An 18,221-nucleotide genomic window follows, 5' to 3' on the forward strand; every position below is an offset into this window, starting at 1 on the left:
GCCTTGCAGTGGTGCGGCCTGGCGTCACTCGGATTCGGCGAGGATCGCGTACAGCTTGCGCCGGGTCTCGTCGAGCACCTGGGCGGCCCGCTCACGCTGGTCGTCGGTGCCGTTCATCATCACCTGGCGCAGCGCGTTCATCGCCTGTGCGCCGGAGTCACGGATGTCGTGCCAGCTGCTCACAGCGCCCTGGGCGACGTCCGCCCACGGCGGGGTCTGCGCGGCCTCGGTGGCTTCCGCCTGACCGGCCTCGGTGACAGTGAACCGCTTCCGCCCGCCACCGGACTCCTCGGTGCTGGCGACGATCACGCCCTCGTCCTCCAGTAGCTGGAGGGTGGGGTAGATCGAGCCCGGGCTCGGCCGCCACGCACCGCCGGTGCGGGAGTCGATCTCCTGGATCATCTCGTAGCCGTGCATCGCCCGCTCGGTGAGCAGGGCCAACACTGAGGCTCGGACGTTGGGGCGCCGGCCCCGACCCCGTCCACGGCCCCGGCCGCCCCAGGGGCCGCCGTGTCCGTGCTCGTGGCCATGACCGTGCGGACCGGGCGGGACCGGCGGGAAGCCGAACCCCCGCATCCGGGCCTCGTGCATCGGGTGGTGCTGTCGGTGGAACCTCATCGGGTTCTTCCTTCCTTTGGACTATCGCTGATGCATCAACGATATATCGGCAATGCATCGCCGACAACCCTGATTTACCAAACCGTACGTACGTCTTGTTAGGGTGTTGGTCATGCGCCTGCTTCCCCCGCCGGGCCCGGCCCGGGTCCTCACCCTCGGCACCCTGGTCAAGACCGTTGGACGGGGCCTCTGGCTCGTCGCCAGCGCGCTCTTCCTCACCCGGTCGGTCGGCCTGTCAGCCACCCAGGTCGGCATCGGGCTGACCATCTCGGCCCTGGTCGGTGTGTTGGCCAGCGCCCCGAGCGGTTACCTGGCCGACCGCGTCGGCCCACGCGGTGTGCAGGTCGGCGCGCTCTTCGTCGCCGGCACCCTGACCATCGGCCTGATCGCCGTCCGGTCGTTTCCCACGTTCGTGCTGGTGGGAGCGGCCACCGCGCTCGCCGACGCGGTCGAGCGCGGTGCCCGCGGCGCGCTGATCGCCGGAGCGATCCCAGCCGACCAGCGGGTCCGCACCCGCGCCTACCTGCGAGCCACCACGAACGTCGGGATCTCCGTCGGCGCCGTCCTCGGCGGGTTCGCCATCGCCGCCGACACCCGAACCGGGTACGTCGCGCTGATCCTGGCCTCGGCGGCGACGTCACTGGCCGCAGCGGTGGTCTTCCTCCGACTGCCCGCCGTCGCCCCGGTCGCCGCCCCGACGCACGGCCCTCGGCTGGTCGCCCTGCGGGACCGCCCGTTCCTCGCCTTCACCCTGGTCGACGGGCTGATGTCGATGCACTTCAGCCTGCTCACCATCGCCCTGCCGCTGTGGATCGCCGGCCACACCCGGGCCCCCGCCTGGATGATCTCCGCGTTGACGCTGGTCAACACCGTGCTGGTGGTGCTCCTTCAGGTACGCGCCGCGGGTACCGCCGCCACCCTGCCCGGAGCCGCCCGCGCCGCCCGCCGAGCGGGCGTGGCCATCGCCCTGGCCTGCGTACTCTTCGCCGCCAGCGGCGCGCTGCCCACCGCTGGAGCGATGGGCCTGCTCGGCCTCGGGGCACTCGCGCACGTCACCGGAGAGCTGTGGCACTCCGCCGCCGGCTGGGGGATCTCCTTCGGGCTGGCACCAGCGGACGCCCAGGGGCAGTACCAGGGGGCATACGGCATGGGCTACGAACTGGGCAAGATGCTCGCACCGGTCGTGGTGACCACCCTCGCGCTCGGCTGGGGCGTACCTGGCTGGCTCGTACTCGGTGCCCTGTTCCTCCTGCTCGGAGCCCTGGTGCCCCCGGTCGTCCGGTGGGCCGGGCGGACCCGGCCGCTCAGTGGGCCAGCAGAACCGGCACCGGCCTCGGCACTCGACCGGCGGAGCGGGGGGTCGATCTGGCAGGCTGATAGTCGTGCTGACGGTGCCGGTACGCCAACTGGGGGAATCGGAGCGCCGCGCGGTCGAGCGACTGCTCGACCATGACCCGTTCGCGGGCGCGCAGGTCGCCGAGCGGATCGCCGCGCGCGGACTCTCCTGGTGGCGGGCCGAGGGCAGAATCCTGGGGTACGGGGCCCGGCGCAACCTCGAATCACTCTGCTGGCTCGGCGGCAACCTGACCCCGGTGCTGGCCAGCGATGCCGCGGTGGCTGCCTTCGCTGACCTGCTCGCTGGCGAGGAACGGCTCTGCTCCTCCATCGTCGGCCGCGCCGACGCCGTCCTCGGGTTGTGGGACCGCCTCTCCGACACCTGGGGGCCAGCGCGAGACGTACGCCCAAATCAGCCACTGCTGGTCACCGACACGCTGCCACCCGTACCGGCCGATCCGGAGGTACGCCAAGTGCGCTCCGGCGAGGTCGACCGGCTCTTCCCAGCGGCGGTGTCCATGTACACCGAAGAGGTCGGCGTGTCCCCGCTGGCCGAAGACGGCGGACGCAGCTACCGCCGGCGGGTCAACGACCTGGTCCGGACCGGCCGCGCGTACGCCCGCATCATCGACGGCAAGGTCGTGTTCAAGGCCGAGCTGGCCGTGGTGACCAAACGGACGGCCCAGGTCCAGGGCGTCTGGGTGGCACCGGAATGGCGAGGTCGGGGGATCGCCACCTCCGCCATGGCCGCCGTGGTCCGCGACGCGCTGCTCCGGGTCGCCCCCACCGTCAGCCTGTACGTCAACGACTTCAACCTCCCGGCCAGGCGCGTCTACGAGCGCTGCGGCTTCCAGCCGATCGGCACCCTGGCCACCGTCCTCTTCTGACAGCTGCGGGTCGGCTCGCGGTGATGCATCCGCGCAGATCTTGGACAGTTACCGTTCGGCCCGCGGAACGGAAAGTGTCCAAGATCTGCGGGCGGATGCGGGTTGAATGACATCCGCATCCCGCGAGGGCTCCGGCACCGCGAGATCTCCAGTTCTGGGACCAGCGACCCGGCGGCCCGGTGACCAGCGACCCGGCGGCCCGGTGACCGGCGGCCCGGTGGCCGGCGGCCCGGTGGCCGGAGGGCGGTGAGCGGTGAGCGGTGAGCGGTGGCCAGCGTCCGGTCGCGGGCGGCGGTCGGCCAGCGACCGCGTCTGGCGTCCGGGATCCGGCGGCCAGCGGCCAGCGGCCAGCGGCCAGCGGCCGGTCGCTGGCTGCGGGCGTCCCGCGACCGGCGGCGGGCGGCCAGCGGCGGGCATCCGGCGACGGCGGCGGGCGTCCGGCGGCCGGCGGCGGCTAATGACCGGAGGTCAGCGTCTGGCCACAACAGAAATGCCGCTGGCCGGCACCCTGGGTTGCGGGTGCCGGCCAGCGGTCGGTGTCGTGCTGTGGTCTTGCCGTGCTGCGGTGGTGCTGGTGTGCGTGTTCTGCGGGTGGTGCGGGGTCAGCTGTTCCAGTGCTGGGCGACGAGGTCGGTGGCCTGCTGCTCCCACTGGGCGTAGGCGTCCGGGTAGGCCGATACCTGCACGGTCTGCGCGGCGTCGGTCAGGGGCATGTCCTGCCACCCGTCGACCTGCTTGAGGCCCTTGAGGAACGCGGTGGTGGAGTAGGCGGGGTCGGTGATCTGCTCCGGCGTACCCCAACCACTGGACGGGCGTTGCTGGAACAGGCCCAGCGAGTCGTGGTCGTTCATGTCGCCCAGGTGGCCGAGGTTCTCCAGCTTCGACTCCTGCAGGCTCGTCGCGATCGAGATGACCGCGGCCCGCTCCGGCAGGCCGGCCTTCTTCGTGGCGGCGATGATGGCCTTGACGTTGGCGCTCTGCTCGTCGTTGAGGGTGATGTGGGACTGCTCGCCCTGCGGCTTCGACGCCGACTGCTGCACTGCCACGGCGACGGGCTTGCCCTCGGCCGGGGCGGCGTGGGCGGCGATCGGGCCGGCGAAGACACCACCGGCGAACGCGAGACCAGCAACGGACAGCATGCTCTTACGGAAGATCGTGTTCATGAGGGGTAGCTCCTTCGGGGGTAGGACACCCGAACCGCCAACAGGGGGGTGGCGGCAGGGTGTGAGCACCTCGTCCGGCGCTGCAACATACAAAGGGGAAGAAGTCTGGGGGGGTGACGCCCTGTCGGGCGTCGGGTCGGCGACCTAGCGAGCGGGGGCTCGTGGCGCCGGGTCCAGATGTAACGACCGGGGGGCCGGAGCAATTCCGGGGTTGGCCCATCCGTTGGCACCCTCATCGTGGCGGTGCCCGTCGGTCGTTCGTGGGGACTGTAACGACCGGGGGGCCGAGGTCGTTCCGGGTTGGCCCATCTGCCGGCACCCGCATTTCGGCGGTGCCAGGCGGTCGGTCGTGGGGACTGCAACGACCGGGTGCGGGCTGGCATTCCAACCTGCGCGACCAGCCCTCAAGGGTCGGGCGGCGGGTCGGTGGTACTGCGATCGTCAGGGTATGTAACGACCCCGGCCCCGCCATGATTCCGGCCCACGGGTGCGCCCGGTCACAACCCCGCAAGCACCCACCAACGGACAAACCGCCCACGCACCCGCCGGGCCTGCGCCGTCGAATCACCCTCACCCGCGTGATCCACTCGCGTTCACGGAAGTCGGGGCATCCGGGATGCCGGGACACCGCGATATCAAGGAACCCGAGTCGATCAAGAAGCCTCTGATGGGACCGCGGGTGTCTAGATGGCATCAGATCGGACAAAACTCCCAGGGTGCCGGCAGTGCCACCGGGGTTCTGCCGGCGCTGACCCGGGCCTGCCGGCCCTGACCTGCCCACCGCGCCGGCTTCGATCCGGGCCTGTCGGCCCTGACCTGCCTACCCCGCCGGCTCTGGCCCCGGACCGTCGGCCTTGGTTCGCCCACTGTGCCGGCTTTGCCCCGGCCGCTGGCGACGATGACTCGGAAATCGTCGGTTCGGTGCCCTCTGTCTGGTTCAGGCATCGGGCGGCGCGGCTGTGGCTGCGGCATCGAGCAGGTCAGTTGTCGCCGCTGGCGGAACTGATGGATGCCCTGCTCAGGACCGGAAAATCGGTTGAGTTGACGGGGTGGTGCCGGCAGGCTGAGGTCTCCGCCACCCACGTCCCGGAGGACTTTCCATGCGCCTGCTCCGTGATCTGTGGGGTACTTCGACCCGTCGTATGACGATCGTGGCCGTCCTGATCGTGCTGGGGGCCGCGGGGCAGGCGGGCGCGTCGGCGCTGGCCGGCGCGGTGCTGGTGCATCGTTCGGCTGGTTTCTTCGGCGTACTGGCCGTGGCCCTGGTCGCCGTGGTCCTCAGCGACCTCGCGGTGAGTCTGCTGATGGCCGGTCTGACCGCCGACTGGTCCGCTGATGTGCGTCGCCGGCTCTGTCGTGTCGCTCTCGGGCAGGATCTGCCCACCCTGGAGACCACTCCGGTGGGCGAGTTGCTGGACCGGATCGACGGGGACGTCTATCAGGTGGCGTCGGCGATTCGTAACCAGGGCACCCGACTCGCCCAGGGCCTCTGCGTCGGTCTGTTGTCGATGGTCGTGGCGCTGTTCGTGTGGTGGCCGGCGGGGATCGCGATGGTGCTGCTCACGGTGGTGCTCGCGGTCGGCCTGCGCCGGCCCACGGCGCGGATCGGCCCGGCCCGGATGGCCGAGGAGGAGGCGTGGTCCGACCTGGCCGCCGTGATGGAGGAGGCGGTGCACGGCCAGGACGACGTACGCACCAGTTTGGCGCGGCCGTACGTGCTGCGGTTGTACGCCCGGCGGGCTGCCGCCGTGCTGTCCCGGGGCCTGGTGGTCTGGGTGCTGTCCGCCCGGGTGGCGACGGTGGCGACCGCGACGATCCGGGCGGGCATCGGCGCGGTGGTGCTCGGCGGTGCCTGGGCGTTGGCCACCGACCGCATCGACGCCGCCCGGCTCACCGCCATCTGGCTGCTCGCCCTGGCCTTCGGAGCGACCGCGGAGCACGTCAGCCGGATGGTGCCGGAGATCCAGGAGGCCCTCGGCGCGTGGGCGCGGGTGCAGTTGCTCTACAAGGCCCGCCAGGAGCCGGTCGGCGGGGCCAGCCCGAGCGAGGGTGACCTGCGCATCCGGGACCTGACATTCGGGTACGGCGAAAGTGACCGGGGGGCCGCGCTGCGCGGGCTCAGCCTCACCTTCGCGCGCGGTCGGTCGTACGCGCTGATCGGACGGACCGGTTCGGGCAAGTCGACGCTGGCGAAGGTGCTCACCCGGGCGGTCGACGTGCCGCCGGGCACGGTTTTCCTCGGGGGAACCGACCTGTGCGACCTCGACGTCGAGCAGTTGCGCCGCTGGGTGGCGTTGGTACCGCAGCGCACCGAGATCCTGGCCGGCACGCTCGCCGAGAACGTGGCGCTCTTCGACCCGGAGTTGCTCGACGCGGCGGCTCGGGCGCTCGACGAGCTGGGCCTGGCCGGGTGGATCGCCGAGCTGCCGGACGGGTTGACGACCCGGTTGGGGGAGGGCGGGCACGTGCTCTCCGCCGGTCAGGAGCAGTTGGTGGCGTTCGCCCGGATCCTGGTCCGGGAGCCGCACGTGGTGATCCTCGACGAGGCCACCGCGCGGCTGGACCCGGTCACCGAGGCACGGGTGCAGCGGGCCACCGAACGACTGCTGCGCGACCGGATCGGCATCGTCATCGCGCACCGACTCTCCTCGGTGCGCCGCTGCGACGAGGTGGTCGTCCTGGCCGACGGCGCGGTGGTCGAGGCCGGTCCGCTGGAGACGTCGACGCGCTTCGCCGAACTGTTGGCGACCAGCCACGCCGCCGCGTACGCCACGGTGGCGCCGACCGGTCGCACCGGCGTCGGCACCGACCTGCTGGTCGGCCCCGGCCCGGCCGACCCCTGGCCGGCCGAGCCGGCACCCGCGCGGGTCGAGCCGGTCGTGGCGAATGAGCAGGGCGCCGCCTGGCCGACCGAGCCGGCACCAACGCGGGTACAGCCGAATGAGCAGGCCACGCGGGAGACACCGCCCGACAGCACGCAGGGCGCGGTCGCGCCGACCCGGGCCGACCCGCCGCCACTGCCGCCGGTGCCGCCGGCTCGGACGCTGCGGGAGATCCTCCGACTCTGCACCAACGATCCCCGGTACGGGGCGGCGGCGATCGTGCTGTTCCTCGGGCTCAGTCTGCTCGGGCTGGACGGCCCGGTGCTGCCCTGGCTCTGGGCGGACCTGGTCGACGGGACCGGCAACCCGTACCTGCCGGCGGTGGGGATCGTCGCGGGGTTGCTGATCACCCTGCCGCTGCCCTTCTACACCCACGTCTGGTTCCCGCAGTGGTGGGTGCGGCAGATGCTGCGGATCGGTCTACGCCTGGTGCACGGCCAGACCGGGCCGCGCCGGGTCAGCTCCCACACCCCCGCCGAGGTGGTGGCGCAGGGTGGGGACACCGAGCGGGTGGTCCAACTCGCCGACAACGTGCTGGACCAGACCGTCGCGCTGGTGCTCGTGGTCGCCATGACGGCGGTCACCGGCAGCGTCGTACCCGGGCTGTTCTTCCTCGGCACGATGGTGGTCTCCGGGCTGGCCGCGACGTTGTTCGGGCCGAAGCTGGAGCGTGCGGCCCGGGCGACGGTGGCGGCGCGGGCTGCCTTCGCCACGGCGCTGGTGTCCGCGCTCTCCGCGGCGCGGACGGTGAAGCTCGCCGGCGCGACCGCGGCGGTGCTGCGCCACCTGGCGGGCCTGGACGTGCTGCGCAGCGACCGGCAGCGGCGGGAGATCTCGGTGCAGGTGTGGGCGCGCTCCACACCGTCGATGGCCAGTGGGCTGTTGCCGATCGGCGCCTGGGCGCTCTACCTGAACGGTTCGCTCTCCGCCGGGGCGGTGCTGGTGGCCGTCTCCACCCTGGGCGCGGCCCGCTGGTTCGCCTGGACGACGGCCTCGTTGATCTCGCAGTTGCCCTCGGCGCGGGTCTGGACCCGGCGCACGGCGGCGATGACCGGGGTGAGCGCGTATTCCGCGGGGGTGCCGGAGGTCGACCTGACGGCCGGGACGGCGCCCGCGCCGACCATGCCGCCCCGGCATCCGCTGCGCCGGCTGGAGCTGCGTCGCTTCGGGGTGGTGCACTCCGACGGGACGGTGGCCGTCCGGGACGTGGACCTGACCGTGCAGCGGGGGCAGTTGGTGCTGATCGTCGGGCCGGTGGGGTCGGGCAAGTCCTCGTTGCTGCGGGCGCTGGCCGGGATCGTGCACCACACCGGCGAGCTGGCCTGGAATGGTGACCCGGTCACCGAGCCGGAGTTGTTCCTGCGTCCCAACCAGGTCGGCTACGTCGGTCAGTTGCCCCGGGTGCTCTCCGGCACGGTGGCCGAGAACATCGCCCTCGGGCACCAGGTGGACGCGGCGGGGGCGGTCAGCACCGCCCAGCTCGACCACGACCTGGCCGCCGCCGGTGGCGGGCTGGGCCTGCTCATCGGGCACAAGGGCACCCGGCTCTCCGGCGGGCAGTTGCAGCGGCTGGCGCTGGCCCGGGCGCTGGCCCCGCGTACCGAGCTGCTGGTCGCCGACGACGTGTCGTCGGCGCTGGACGTCACCACCGAGCTGGCGCTGTGGCAGGCGTTGCGCGCCCACGGGGTGACAGTTGTCGGCTCGACCGCGAAGCGCGCCGCGTTGGTCCGGGCCGACCACGTGGTGGTGCTGCTCGGCGGCACGGTGGCCGCTCAGGGCACCTGGCAGGACCTGGAGGGCGACTGGTCGCACCTGGCCGGTTGACCGACGGTCGGGCGGCCGCTCACGCGGCGGCCGCCCGACCGGCCGGGATCAGGCGGCGCGGGCGTACTGGGCGGGCCCGGAGTACGCGACGCCGAGCTTCGCGGCGGCTCGGCGCGGCCAGTACGGGTCGCGCAGCAACTCCCGGCCCAGCAGCACCAGGTCGGCCTCGCCGCCGGCGACGATCTGCTCGGCGTGCTCGGGCTCCACGATGAGGCCCACCGCGCCGGTCGGCACGCCGGCCTCGCGGCGGATCTGGGCGGCCAGCGGCACCTGGTAGCCGGGGCCGAGCGGAATGCGCTGGTCCGTGCTCACCCCACCGGAGGACGCGTCGACCAGGTCGACGCCGACGCCGGCCAGCTCACCGGCGAGCACCACGCTGTCCTCGATCGTCCAGCCGCCCTCGACCCAGTCGGTGGCGGAGATCCGGGTCAGCACCGGCACGTCCTCGCCGACCGCGGCGCGCACCGCGCGCGCCACCTCCAGGGTGAGCCGCATCCGGGCGGCCCGGTCACCGCCGTACGCGTCGGTGCGGTGGTTGGTCAGCGGCGACAGGAACTCGTTGAGCAGGTAACCGTGGGCGGCGTGGATCTCCACGGCGGCGAAGCCGGCGTCCAGGGCGCGAACGGCTCCGGCCGCGAACGCCTCGACCACACCGGCGATGCCGGCCTCGTCGAGGCTGGTCGGCGTCCGGTAGTCGGCGGTGAACGGCTCCGAGCCGGGGGCGACGGGCGTCCAGCCGCCCTCGGCGTCCGGCACGCCACCGCTCTCCGGTGCCCACGGCCGGTAGGTGGAGGCCTTGAAGCCGGCGTGCGCGAGCTGCACGGCCGGCACCGCGCCGTGGGCGGCGACGAACGCGGTCACCGGTCGCCAGGCGTCGACGTGCGCGCCGGACCAGAGGCCGGTGTCCTGCGGGCTGATCCGGCCCTCGGGGAGTACGGCGGTCGCCTCGGTCAGCACCAGGCCGGCGCCACCGACCGCGCGACTGCCGAGGTGGATCAGGTGCCAGTCGGTGGGCAGACCGTCGGGGCCGGCGGAGTACTGGCACATCGGTGCCATGGCGATCCGGTTGGGCACTGTGACCCCGCGCAGGGCCAGGGGAGTGAACAGGGAACTCATGGGGTCATCCTCTCCGACACGGCGACGGGCCCCCGGGGAGAGGGGCCCGTCGTCGTACTGGTGAATCGATCAGGCAGGAACGGGGGTGAGCTCGGGCCGGGTGTCGGCGACCGGCTCCGGGTCGGTCAGGTCACGCCGGCCGGCGGACTCGTACGCGGCCCGGTCGAGAGTGCCCTCGCGGGCGGCGACCACTGTCGGTACCAACGCCTGCCCCGCGACGTTGGTGGCGGTGCGGATCATGTCCAGGATCGGGTCGATGGCCAGCAGCAGGCCGGCGCCGGCCAGCGGCAGACCCAGCGTGCTGAGGGTCAGGGTGAGCATCACGATCGCGCCGGTCAGGCCGGCGGTGGCCGCCGAGCCGACCACCGAGACGAAGGCGATCAGCAGGTAGTCGCCGATGCCGAGGTGCACGCCGAACACCTGGGCCACGAAGATCGCGGCGAGGGCCGGGTAAATGGCGGCGCAACCGTCCATCTTCGTGGTCGCGCCGAAGGGCACCGCGAACGAGGCGTACTCGCGGGGCACGCCGAGACGCTCGACGGAGCGTTGGGTCACCGGCATGGTGCCGACCGAGGAGCGGGACACGAAGGCCAGCTCGATCGCCGGCCAGGCACCGGCGAAGAAGCGCAGCGGGTTGAGGCGGCCGGCGAGGATCAGCACCAGCGGGTAGACCACGAACAGCACGATGGCGCAGCCGACGTAGACGGCGGTGGTGAACTTCGCGAGGGGGGCCAGCAGATCCCAGCCGTACGAGGCGACGGCGTTGCCGATCAGGCCGAGGGTGCCGATCGGGGCGAGCCGGATGACCCACCAGAGCGCCTTCTGGACGATCTCCAGCAGGGAGCGGTTCAGCGCCACGAACGGTTCGGCGGCCTCGCCGACCAGCAGGGCCGCGGCACCGATGACGACGGCGAGGAAGACGATCTGGAGGACGTTGCCCTCGACGAACGCGCCGACCGGGTTGGTGGGCACGATCCCGGTGAGGAAGTCGGTCCACGAGCCGGTGTTCTTCGGCGGTGCCGCTCCGCCCAGGTCGAGGGTCACGCCCTTGCCCGGGTTGGTGAGCAGGCCGAGGCCGATGCCGATGCTCACCGCGATCAGTGCGGTGATGCCGAACCACAGCAGGGTCTTGACGGCGAGCCGGGCGGCGTTGGCGACGCCGCGCAGGCTGACCACGCTGACCACGATGGCGGTGAAGACCAGCGGCGGCACGGCCAGCTTGAGGAGTTGGACGAAGAGGCTACCGACGGTGTGCAGGGTGCTGGTCAGCCAACTCAGGTCGTTGCTGCGGGCCAGGAAGCCCAGCGCGACGCCGAGCACGAGGCCGAGCAGGATCTGCACGGAGAAGGGAATTTTGCGCAGGCTGAAGGGCATGGGGATGTATCCAATTGTCCGGTCCGATCGGGGCAGGCGTAGGAACGCGGCTAGCCCGGACAGATGCCACTGGCCTGCAGTCGGAGATCGACATACAGGCGGACAGTGAGGCCCCAGACATTGGTCATCGCTGGCCGACGATACGCCGATTCCCGCTCATCGGAAGGACCGGACGGCGTGAGGCTCCTTACAGAGGGCCAGCGCGGTGGCGGTGCCCACGCCCCACAGCACCGTGAGGGCGAGGATCAGCCGTTCCAGCACCCCCACCACCGGGCCTCGACCGATCACGAGCATCGCCAGTCCCACCGTGGCACAGAGCGGCAGAGCCAGCGCGGCGGCGACGCCGGCCAGCCGACGCACCGTCCGGCCGGCCGGCCCGGAGACGGCGAGCGCGATCATGGCGAAGACCACGGACGCGGTCGCCGCGATGCTCGCGCCGCCGTGCACCAGGTCCGCCGTCGTGGCGCGCTCGAACGGCGGCAACGGGCAGCCGTCGGAGCAGGTCACCGCCCCGGACACGGCGGTGAACACGGCCCCGGTGGCGAGCAGCGCCGGGGCCGCCGCCCACACCCCGGGGGGCAGCGCCGCGCCGATCAGCAGCAACGCGCCGGCAAGGGCCAGGATCCCGATCCGGTACGTCGTGGCGTGGGCGCTGCCGGCGATGCCCGCCTCGCTGACGTACCCGGTGAGCCCTGGACCGGGACCGGCGACCACGGCGAGCGTCACCGCCACCGCACCGGCCAGGGTGCAGCCGGCCGCGGCGGACCCGGCGACCCGGCGGGCGACGTCGCCACGGGCCCTCGGCACGGTCGGGGCGGCGGGCCGACCCGGCTCAGCCACGCCCGTGCGGCGTGCTCCAGGCGGACTCGTCCGGCCCGAGTGGCACGATGCCGCTGGGATTGATCTCCCGGTGCGTGCCGTAGTAGTGCCGCTTGATGTGGTCGAAGTCCACCGTCTCGCCGAAGCCCGGCGTCTGGAACAGGTCCCGGGCGTACGCCCAGAGCACCGGCATCTCGGTCAGCTTGTTGCGGTTGCACTTGAAGTGCCCGTGGTACGCGGCGTCGAAGCGGACCAGCGTGGTGAACAGCCGCACGTCCGCCTCGGTGATCGCGTCACCCATCAGGTAACGCTGCCCGGCCAGCCGCTCGGAGAGCGCGTCCAGTCGGGCGAAGAGCGCCCGGAACGCCTCGTCGTACGCCTCCTGGGAGGTGGCGAACCCGCACCGGTAGACGCCGTTGTTCACGTCGGTGTGGATCTCGGCCATCAGCGCGTCCATCTCGGGGCGCAGTGCCTCCCGGTAGAGGTCCGGCGCCCCCGCACGGTGCAGCGACCGCCACTGCGTGGAGAGGTCGAGGGTGAGCTGCGGATAGTCGTTGGTGACCACCCGGCCGGTCAGGGTGTCGACGAGCGCCGGCACGGTCACCCGGCCGGTGTAGTCCGGGTCGGTGGCCAGGTACGCCTCGGAGAGGAAGCTCACGCCGAGGACCGGGTCGAAGCCGTCCGGGTCGAGGGCGAACGCCCAGCCCCGCTCGTCCCGGATCGGGTCGACGGTGCCCAGCGAGATGGCGTCGTCCAGCCCGAGCAGACCGCGCACGATCCTCGCCCGGTGCGCCCACGGGCAGGCCCGACACCAGATCAGCCGGTAACGGCCGGCCTCCAGTGGCCAGCGGTCCTGCTCGTCCGGGCCGCCGCCGGGTGGCGAGGTCGAGTCGGCGGTGACCCGACCGGTGAACCGGTTCGGCTGGCGGACGAACGCGCCGCCGCTGGTCTCTGCGCTGAACTGGGCCCGGGCCATGCCGTCAACCTATCCGCTGCCGGCGCGGATATCCTGGCGGCCGGCAGCCCTCGCGACCCGGTGGGCGTGCCCCACCCCCGCCGTCTGCACCCCCTAAGGACTCGCGATGACCGTGGCATACCTGGTGGCCGGTGTCCGCACCCCGATCGGCCGGTACGCGGGCGCGCTGGCCGGCGTCCGCCCCGACGACCTGGCCGCGCACGTGATCCGTGAGCTGGTCGCCCGCCACCCGTCGGTGGACTGGTCCCGGGTCGACGACGTCGTGCTCGGCTGCGCCAACCAGGCCGGCGAGGACAACCGCAACGTGGCCCGGATGGCGGCGCTGCTGGCCGGGCTTCCCGAGGAGGTGCCGGGCAGCACTGTCAACCGGCTCTGCGGCTCGGGCCTGGACGCGCTCGCCACCGCCGCCCGATCGATCGTCGCCGGGGACGCGGAGCTGGTGATCGCCGGCGGGGTGGAGAGCATGAGCCGCGCGCCGTTCGTCATGCCGAAGGCGACGTCGGCGTACTCCCGCTCGGCCGAGGTGTACGACACCACCCTGGGCTGGCGGTTGGTGAACCCGTTGATGCGTGACGGGTGGGGGGTCGACTCGATGCCGGAGACGGCGGAGAACGTGGCCGCCGAGTACGGCGTCAGCCGGGCCGAGCAGGACGCCTTCGCGTACCGGTCGCAGCAGCGCGCGGCCAAGGCGCAGGCCGACGGCCGGTTCGCCGAGGAGATCGTGGCGGTGTCCGTGCCGGCCGGTCGTCGGGAGACGCGGCTGGTCGAGGTCGACGAGCACCCCCGGGAGACCACGCTGGAAAAGCTGGCCGCGCTGCCCACCCCGTTCCGCGACGGTGGCACGGTGACCGCCGGCAACTCCTCGGGCGTCAACGACGGCGCGGTGGCGCTCCTGGTGGCCAGCGAGGCGGCGGTTGCCCGGTACGGCCTGACCCCGCTGGCCCGGATCGTCGGTGCGGCGGCGGCCGGTGTGCCGCCCCGGATCATGGGGATCGGTCCGGTGCCGGCCACCCGCAAGCTGCTCGACCGCCTCGGCGTCGAGATGGGCGCGGTGGACGTGGTGGAGCTGAACGAGGCGTTCGCCGCGCAGTCCGTGGCGGTGTTGCGCGAGCTGGGGCTGCCCGTGGACGCCGACCATGTCAACCCGAACGGTGGGGCCATCGCGCTGGGGCACCCGCTCGGCGCCAGCGGCGCGCGGCTGGCGCTGACCGCCGCACTGGAGCTGCGCCGCCGCGGCGGCCGCCGGGCTCTGGCCACCATGTGCATCGGCGTTGGTCAAGGCATCTCGCTGTTGCTGGAGTCAGCCGCCTAGAGTGGTCCACACCACACGACCCGCGGGTCGACCGGTGCCCACGCGTGCCCGCTGCGCGACCCGACGCCGGTGCCGTCCCGCGCCGCGGCGATGAACTGGGGAGCACGCTGATGCCGGACGGACTGCCGACCGAGATCGATCTGACCAGGCCGAGCGCGGCCCGGGTGTACGACTACTTTCTGGGTGGAGCGCACAACTTCGAGATCGACCGGCAGTTGGCGGAGCAGATCGCCAGCATGACCCCGAATCTCGCCGCCACCATGCGCTCTGGCCGGGAATTCCTGCGCCGGGCCGTCCGGGTGCTGCTCGATGCCGGCATCGACCAGTTCCTCGACATCGGCTCCGGAATTCCCACCGTGGGCAACGTGCACGAGGTGGCGCAGGGGGTGAACCCCAAGGCCCGCGTCGTGTACGTCGACATCGACCCGGTGGCGGTCGCACACAGCCGGGAGCTGCTGGCCGGCAACGAGCTGACCGGGGTGATCCACGCCGACCTGCGTGAGCCGGAGCGGATCCTCGCCGAGACCCGACAGCTCGGGCTGATCGACTTCAGTCGACCGATGGGCATCCTGCTGGCCGGGGTGGTGCACTTCATCCCGGACACCGACCGGCCCGAGGCGATCCTGGCCACCCTGCGGGCCGCCGCCGCGCCGGGCAGCTTCCTGGTCGTCTCACACTCCACCTTCGAGGACCAGCCGCAGGAGATGCTGGACGCCCAGCGCCTCTCCGCCCGCACCGCCACCGAGATCACCCTGCGCTCCCGCGCGCAGGTCACCGGCTTCTTCGGCGACTGGACCGTCCTGGAACCGGGCGTGGTGCACATGCCGCTCTGGCGCCCGGACTCACCGTCCGACGTGGACGAGCACCCGGAGCGGTTCGGCGCCTTCGGGGGCGTCGCCCGGTACGACCAGCCCGCCGGCTGATCTCGTGGCCGCCGTCCCGGACCCGACCGGGGTCGTTGCCGGCCGGGACCCCGCCGGGGTCGTTGCCGGTCGGGACCCCGCCGGGGTCGTTGCCGGTCGGGCGGATGCCCAGGGGTACGCCGCCGACTGGGCCCGCGCGGTGCGCCGGCTCGGGTTCGTGCCGCTCAGCGTGGCCGAGACCGAGCGGCTGCTGCTGGTGCACACGCTCCGGCTGGCCCAGGTGGTACGGGCGGAGCCGTTCAGCGCTCACCCGGCCGAGGAGGTCGGGCGGGCCCTGGTGGAGGCGCAGATCACCGAGCCGCAGGCCCTGGAGTGGACGCTGCACGCGCTCGGCGCGACCTTCGGGCGTCAGGTGCTGGGCGACGGTGACCGGCCAGCCGACCTCGCCGACCGGGTCGCGGCGGTGCAGGGCGGGCTGGCCGCCGGGTTCGCCCGTGCCCTGCGCGACCGCACCTTCAGCCAGCAGGAGCGGATCGCCCGGTCGGCCTGGCAGGCACGCGACGAGGTCGAGCAGGCGCTGCGTGCGAGCGAGGCACGGTTCCGGGCGGTGTTCACCGGCGCCGCGATCGGGATCGGGATCGCCGGCGTGGACGGTCGGATCATCGACGTCAACCAGGCGTTCGCCGACATGCTCGGCTACTCGATCGAGGAGTTGCGCGAGATCAACGTGGCGGCGCTGTTCCACGCCGACGACGCGGCCGGGATGTGGGAGCTCTACCAGGAGATGATCGAGGGCAAGCACGACGCGGCCCGGGTGGAGAAGCGCTACCACCGCAAGGACGGCACCGTGGTCTGGACGGATCTTGCCGTCTCGCTGATCCGACACGAGGGCCGGCCGCGATTCACCGTCGCGATGATCGAGGACATCACCGAGCGGTACGAACTCCAGCAGCGGCTGCGCTTCCAGGCGCTGCACGACCCGCTGACCGGGCTGCCCAACCGGACGCTGTTCTTCGAGACGTTGGGACGGGTGCTCGACACCGCGGGCGTCGGGCAGCAGGTCGGGGTGTGCTTCCTCGACCTGGACGGCTTCAAGGCGATCAACGACAGTCTCGGCCACGACCTCGGTGACCGGCTGCTCGTGATGATCGGCCGGCGGCTGGCCGCGTGCGTGGCCGACCACGGCCACCTGGTCGCCCGGATGGGGGGCGACGAGTTCGTGATCCTCGTCGACGGAGGAGACGACACCGACGACCCGGTCGCCGTCGCGGAGGCCGCGCTGGCCGCCGTCGCAGCCCCGGTCCACGTCGGCGAGCACCAGTTGGCCGTCTCGGCCAGTGTGGGCATCGTGCAGTGCCCGGCCTCGGAGACCAGCGCATCCGAACTGATGAAGGCCGCGGACACCACGCTCTACTGGGCCAAGGCGGCGGGCCGGGGCCGGTGGGCGGTCTACGACCCGGAGCGCGGCGCCCGGGACATCGCCCGCTCGGCGCTGGTCGCCGGGCTTCCCGCCGCACTGGACCGGGGCGAGTTCGTGCTGCACTACCAGCCGATCGTGTCGCTGCTGGAGGGCACCATGCTCGCGGTGGAGGCACTGGTCCGTTGGGAGCATCCGGAGCTGGGCCTGATCGGGCCGGACCGGTTCATCGGCCTGGCCGAGGAGACCGGCCTGATCGTCCGGCTCGGCGAGTGGGTGCTGCGACGGGCCTGCGAAGACGCCGAGCGGTGGTGGCGGGAGTTCCCCGACGCCAGGCTGGTGGTCAGCGTCAACCTGGCCGCCCGGCAGGCCGACGAACCAGCCATCGTGGACACCGTCGCCGACGCGTTGCAGACCAGCGGACTGCCCGCGGAACTGCTCCAACTGGAGCTGACCGAGAGCGCCGTGATGGGCAGCGCCGGCGAACCCCTGCGCAGCCTGCACCGGCTCGCCGCGCTCGGCGTCCGGCTGGCCGTGGACGACTTCGGCACCGGGTACTCCAACCTGGCGTACCTGCGCCGGTTGCCGATCCACTGCCTGAAGCTCGCCGGTCCGTTCGTCGAGGGCATCCGCGCGGACGGGACCGACGTGGTGGCCGACCACCGCGACGAACGGATCGTCGACGCGTTGGTCCGGTTGGCGCACGCCCTGGAGTTGTGGGTCACGGCCGAGGCGGTGGAGACCGGCGTGCAGGCGGAACGGCTGCGGGCGCTGCGCTGCGACACCGGGCAGGGCCGTTACTTCGGTGCGCCGGCCCCGGCCGACGTGATCACGGCCCGGCTTCGCGGCAGCGGAGTGTTGGCGTGAGCGAGCGAACCAGCAGGCACAGCAGCGTGGCGCGAAGCGACGGCACGGAGCGAAGCGGAATGCTGGCGTGAGTGGGGGATTGTTTCGATCCGGAGGGTGGCGACGGAGGGTGGCGGCGTGGACCTGACGGACTCGCAGACGGCGGTGACCGTGGTGGCCGGGCTGGCCATCCTGGCCGGGTTGGCCGGAGTGGTGGTGCCCGGTCTGCCAGCGCTGCCGCTGTGCTGGGGCGGCGTGCTGCTCTGGGCGGTCTTCGGCGGCGCCGGCCTGGGCGGCTGGGCGGTGTTCGCCGCCGCCACCCTGGTCGCCGGGGGCGGCGCCGTGATCAAGTACGCGTGGCCGGGCCGGAACCTGAAGCGCACCGGTGTGCCGACGTCCACGCTGCTCGCCGGCGGGGTGCTCGGCATCATCGGGTTCTTCGTGGTGCCTGTCGTCGGCCTGGTACTCGGCTTCGTCGCCGGGGTGTGGGCGGCCGAACGGCTCCGGCTGGGCAGCAACCAGCTCGCGTGGCCCTCCACCGTGCAGGCCCTGAAGGCCGCCGGCCTGTCGATGCTCGTGGAGTTCCTGGCCGGCCTCGTGGTCGCGGCCCTCTGGGTAGCCGGCCTCCTCCTGACCTGACCCACGCCCTTCCTGCGGTGATCAAGAGCTTTCGGTCAGGGATGGCCGGAAATCTGACGCAAACCCCTTGATCACGAGGTGGAGTGGGGCGCGGGGCACTTTTTCGGGTACGGCGGAGTGGCCGTACGTGAGAGAGAGGCGTGCCCCGCG

General features: G+C 72.6%; 13 protein-coding genes. 7 read left to right on the forward strand and 6 right to left on the reverse strand.

The window, feature by feature from the left end:
• Positions 1–24 precede the first annotated feature (24 nt).
• Positions 25–618, reverse strand: coding sequence for a PadR family transcriptional regulator (locus ACQRWP_RS01765; protein WP_430500508.1), 594 nt, complete (start codon positions 616–618; stop codon positions 25–27).
• A gap of 112 nt (positions 619–730) precedes the next feature.
• On the opposite strand from ACQRWP_RS01765, the gene ACQRWP_RS01770 reads away from it, so the two are divergent.
• Positions 731–2,071 (forward strand): MFS transporter, encoded by a 1,341-nt coding sequence (locus ACQRWP_RS01770; protein ID WP_430500509.1) that lies wholly within the window; start codon positions 731–733, stop codon positions 2,069–2,071.
• Positions 2,001–2,840 carry a GNAT family N-acetyltransferase gene (locus ACQRWP_RS01775; RefSeq protein WP_430500510.1) on the forward strand — a complete coding sequence of 280 codons (840 nt, stop codon included), beginning with the start codon at positions 2,001–2,003 and terminating at the stop codon, positions 2,838–2,840. The genes ACQRWP_RS01770 and ACQRWP_RS01775 overlap by 71 nt, the downstream gene beginning before the upstream one ends.
• Before the next feature lie 602 nt (positions 2,841–3,442).
• Here ACQRWP_RS01775 and ACQRWP_RS01780 read toward each other — a convergent pair.
• Positions 3,443–4,003, reverse strand: coding sequence for a hypothetical protein (locus ACQRWP_RS01780; protein ID WP_430500511.1), 561 nt, complete (start codon positions 4,001–4,003; stop codon positions 3,443–3,445).
• A gap of 1,100 nt (positions 4,004–5,103) precedes the next feature.
• Between ACQRWP_RS01780 and ACQRWP_RS01785 the strand changes: the two genes are divergently transcribed.
• Positions 5,104–8,709 (forward strand): ATP-binding cassette domain-containing protein, encoded by a 3,606-nt coding sequence (locus ACQRWP_RS01785; RefSeq protein WP_430500512.1) that lies wholly within the window; start codon positions 5,104–5,106, stop codon positions 8,707–8,709.
• 48 nt (positions 8,710–8,757) lie between these two features.
• Here ACQRWP_RS01785 and ACQRWP_RS01790 read toward each other — a convergent pair whose 3' ends face one another.
• The 4 genes from ACQRWP_RS01790 to ACQRWP_RS01805 form a co-directional block, all read right to left on the reverse strand.
• Positions 8,758–9,825 carry an NADH:flavin oxidoreductase/NADH oxidase gene (locus ACQRWP_RS01790; RefSeq protein WP_430500513.1) on the reverse strand — a complete coding sequence of 356 codons (1,068 nt, stop codon included), beginning with the start codon at positions 9,823–9,825 and terminating at the stop codon, positions 8,758–8,760.
• 69 nt (positions 9,826–9,894) lie between these two features.
• Positions 9,895–11,187, reverse strand: coding sequence for a dicarboxylate/amino acid:cation symporter (locus ACQRWP_RS01795; protein WP_430503383.1), 1,293 nt, complete (start codon positions 11,185–11,187; stop codon positions 9,895–9,897).
• Between the two features lie 168 nt (positions 11,188–11,355).
• Positions 11,356–12,039 carry a DUF998 domain-containing protein gene (locus ACQRWP_RS01800; protein WP_430500514.1) on the reverse strand — a complete coding sequence of 228 codons (684 nt, stop codon included), beginning with the start codon at positions 12,037–12,039 and terminating at the stop codon, positions 11,356–11,358.
• A complete protein-coding gene (locus ACQRWP_RS01805; RefSeq protein WP_430500515.1) occupies positions 12,032–12,994 on the reverse strand; it encodes a glutathione S-transferase family protein in 963 nt (320 codons plus the stop codon). Before ACQRWP_RS01805 ends, ACQRWP_RS01800 begins: the two co-directional genes overlap by 8 nt.
• 106 nt (positions 12,995–13,100) lie before the next feature.
• On the opposite strand from ACQRWP_RS01805, the gene pcaF reads away from it, so the two are divergent.
• The 4 genes from pcaF to ACQRWP_RS01825 all read left to right on the forward strand — a co-directional run bounded on the left by pcaF (position 13,101) and on the right by ACQRWP_RS01825 (position 18,071).
• A complete protein-coding gene (pcaF, locus tag ACQRWP_RS01810) occupies positions 13,101–14,306 on the forward strand; it encodes a 3-oxoadipyl-CoA thiolase (protein ID WP_430500516.1) in 1,206 nt (401 codons plus the stop codon).
• A gap of 110 nt (positions 14,307–14,416) precedes the next feature.
• The gene (locus ACQRWP_RS01815) at positions 14,417–15,229 is read left to right on the forward strand and encodes an SAM-dependent methyltransferase (RefSeq protein ID WP_430500517.1); all 813 of its coding nucleotides are present in this window, start codon (positions 14,417–14,419) and stop codon (positions 15,227–15,229) included.
• Positions 15,230–15,233: 4 nt separating this feature from the next.
• Entirely contained in the window at positions 15,234–17,453 is a 2,220-nt protein-coding gene (locus ACQRWP_RS01820) for a putative bifunctional diguanylate cyclase/phosphodiesterase (RefSeq protein ID WP_430500518.1), read from the forward strand.
• Positions 17,454–17,570: 117 nt separating this feature from the next.
• Positions 17,571–18,071, forward strand: a complete 501-nt coding sequence (locus ACQRWP_RS01825; protein ID WP_238679981.1) for a DUF456 domain-containing protein — start codon at positions 17,571–17,573, stop codon at positions 18,069–18,071.
• Positions 18,072–18,221: the final 150 nt, after the last annotated feature.

This window comes from Micromonospora trifolii, assembly GCF_050516465.1.
In the GTDB taxonomy this organism is placed as follows: Bacteria; Actinomycetota; Actinomycetes; order Mycobacteriales; family Micromonosporaceae; genus Micromonospora; species Micromonospora trifolii.

Bases quoted from the DNA above. Each gene is read 5' to 3' on its own strand.
- ACQRWP_RS01770 (WP_430500509.1), top strand. From the start codon at position 731: ATGCGCCTGCTTCCCCCGCCGGGCCCGGCCCGGGTCCTCACCCTCGGC.
- ACQRWP_RS01815 (WP_430500517.1), top strand. From the start codon at position 14,417: ATGCCGGACGGACTGCCGACCGAGATCGATCTGACCAGGCCGAGCGCG.
- ACQRWP_RS01765 (WP_430500508.1), bottom strand. From the start codon at position 618: ATGAGGTTCCACCGACAGCACCACCCGATGCACGAGGCCCGGATGCGG.
- pcaF (WP_430500516.1), top strand. From the start codon at position 13,101: ATGACCGTGGCATACCTGGTGGCCGGTGTCCGCACCCCGATCGGCCGG.
- ACQRWP_RS01790 (WP_430500513.1), bottom strand. From the start codon at position 9,825: ATGAGTTCCCTGTTCACTCCCCTGGCCCTGCGCGGGGTCACAGTGCCC.
- ACQRWP_RS01785 (WP_430500512.1), top strand. From the start codon at position 5,104: ATGCGCCTGCTCCGTGATCTGTGGGGTACTTCGACCCGTCGTATGACG.
- ACQRWP_RS01780 (WP_430500511.1), bottom strand. From the start codon at position 4,003: ATGAACACGATCTTCCGTAAGAGCATGCTGTCCGTTGCTGGTCTCGCG.
- ACQRWP_RS01805 (WP_430500515.1), bottom strand. From the start codon at position 12,994: ATGGCCCGGGCCCAGTTCAGCGCAGAGACCAGCGGCGGCGCGTTCGTC.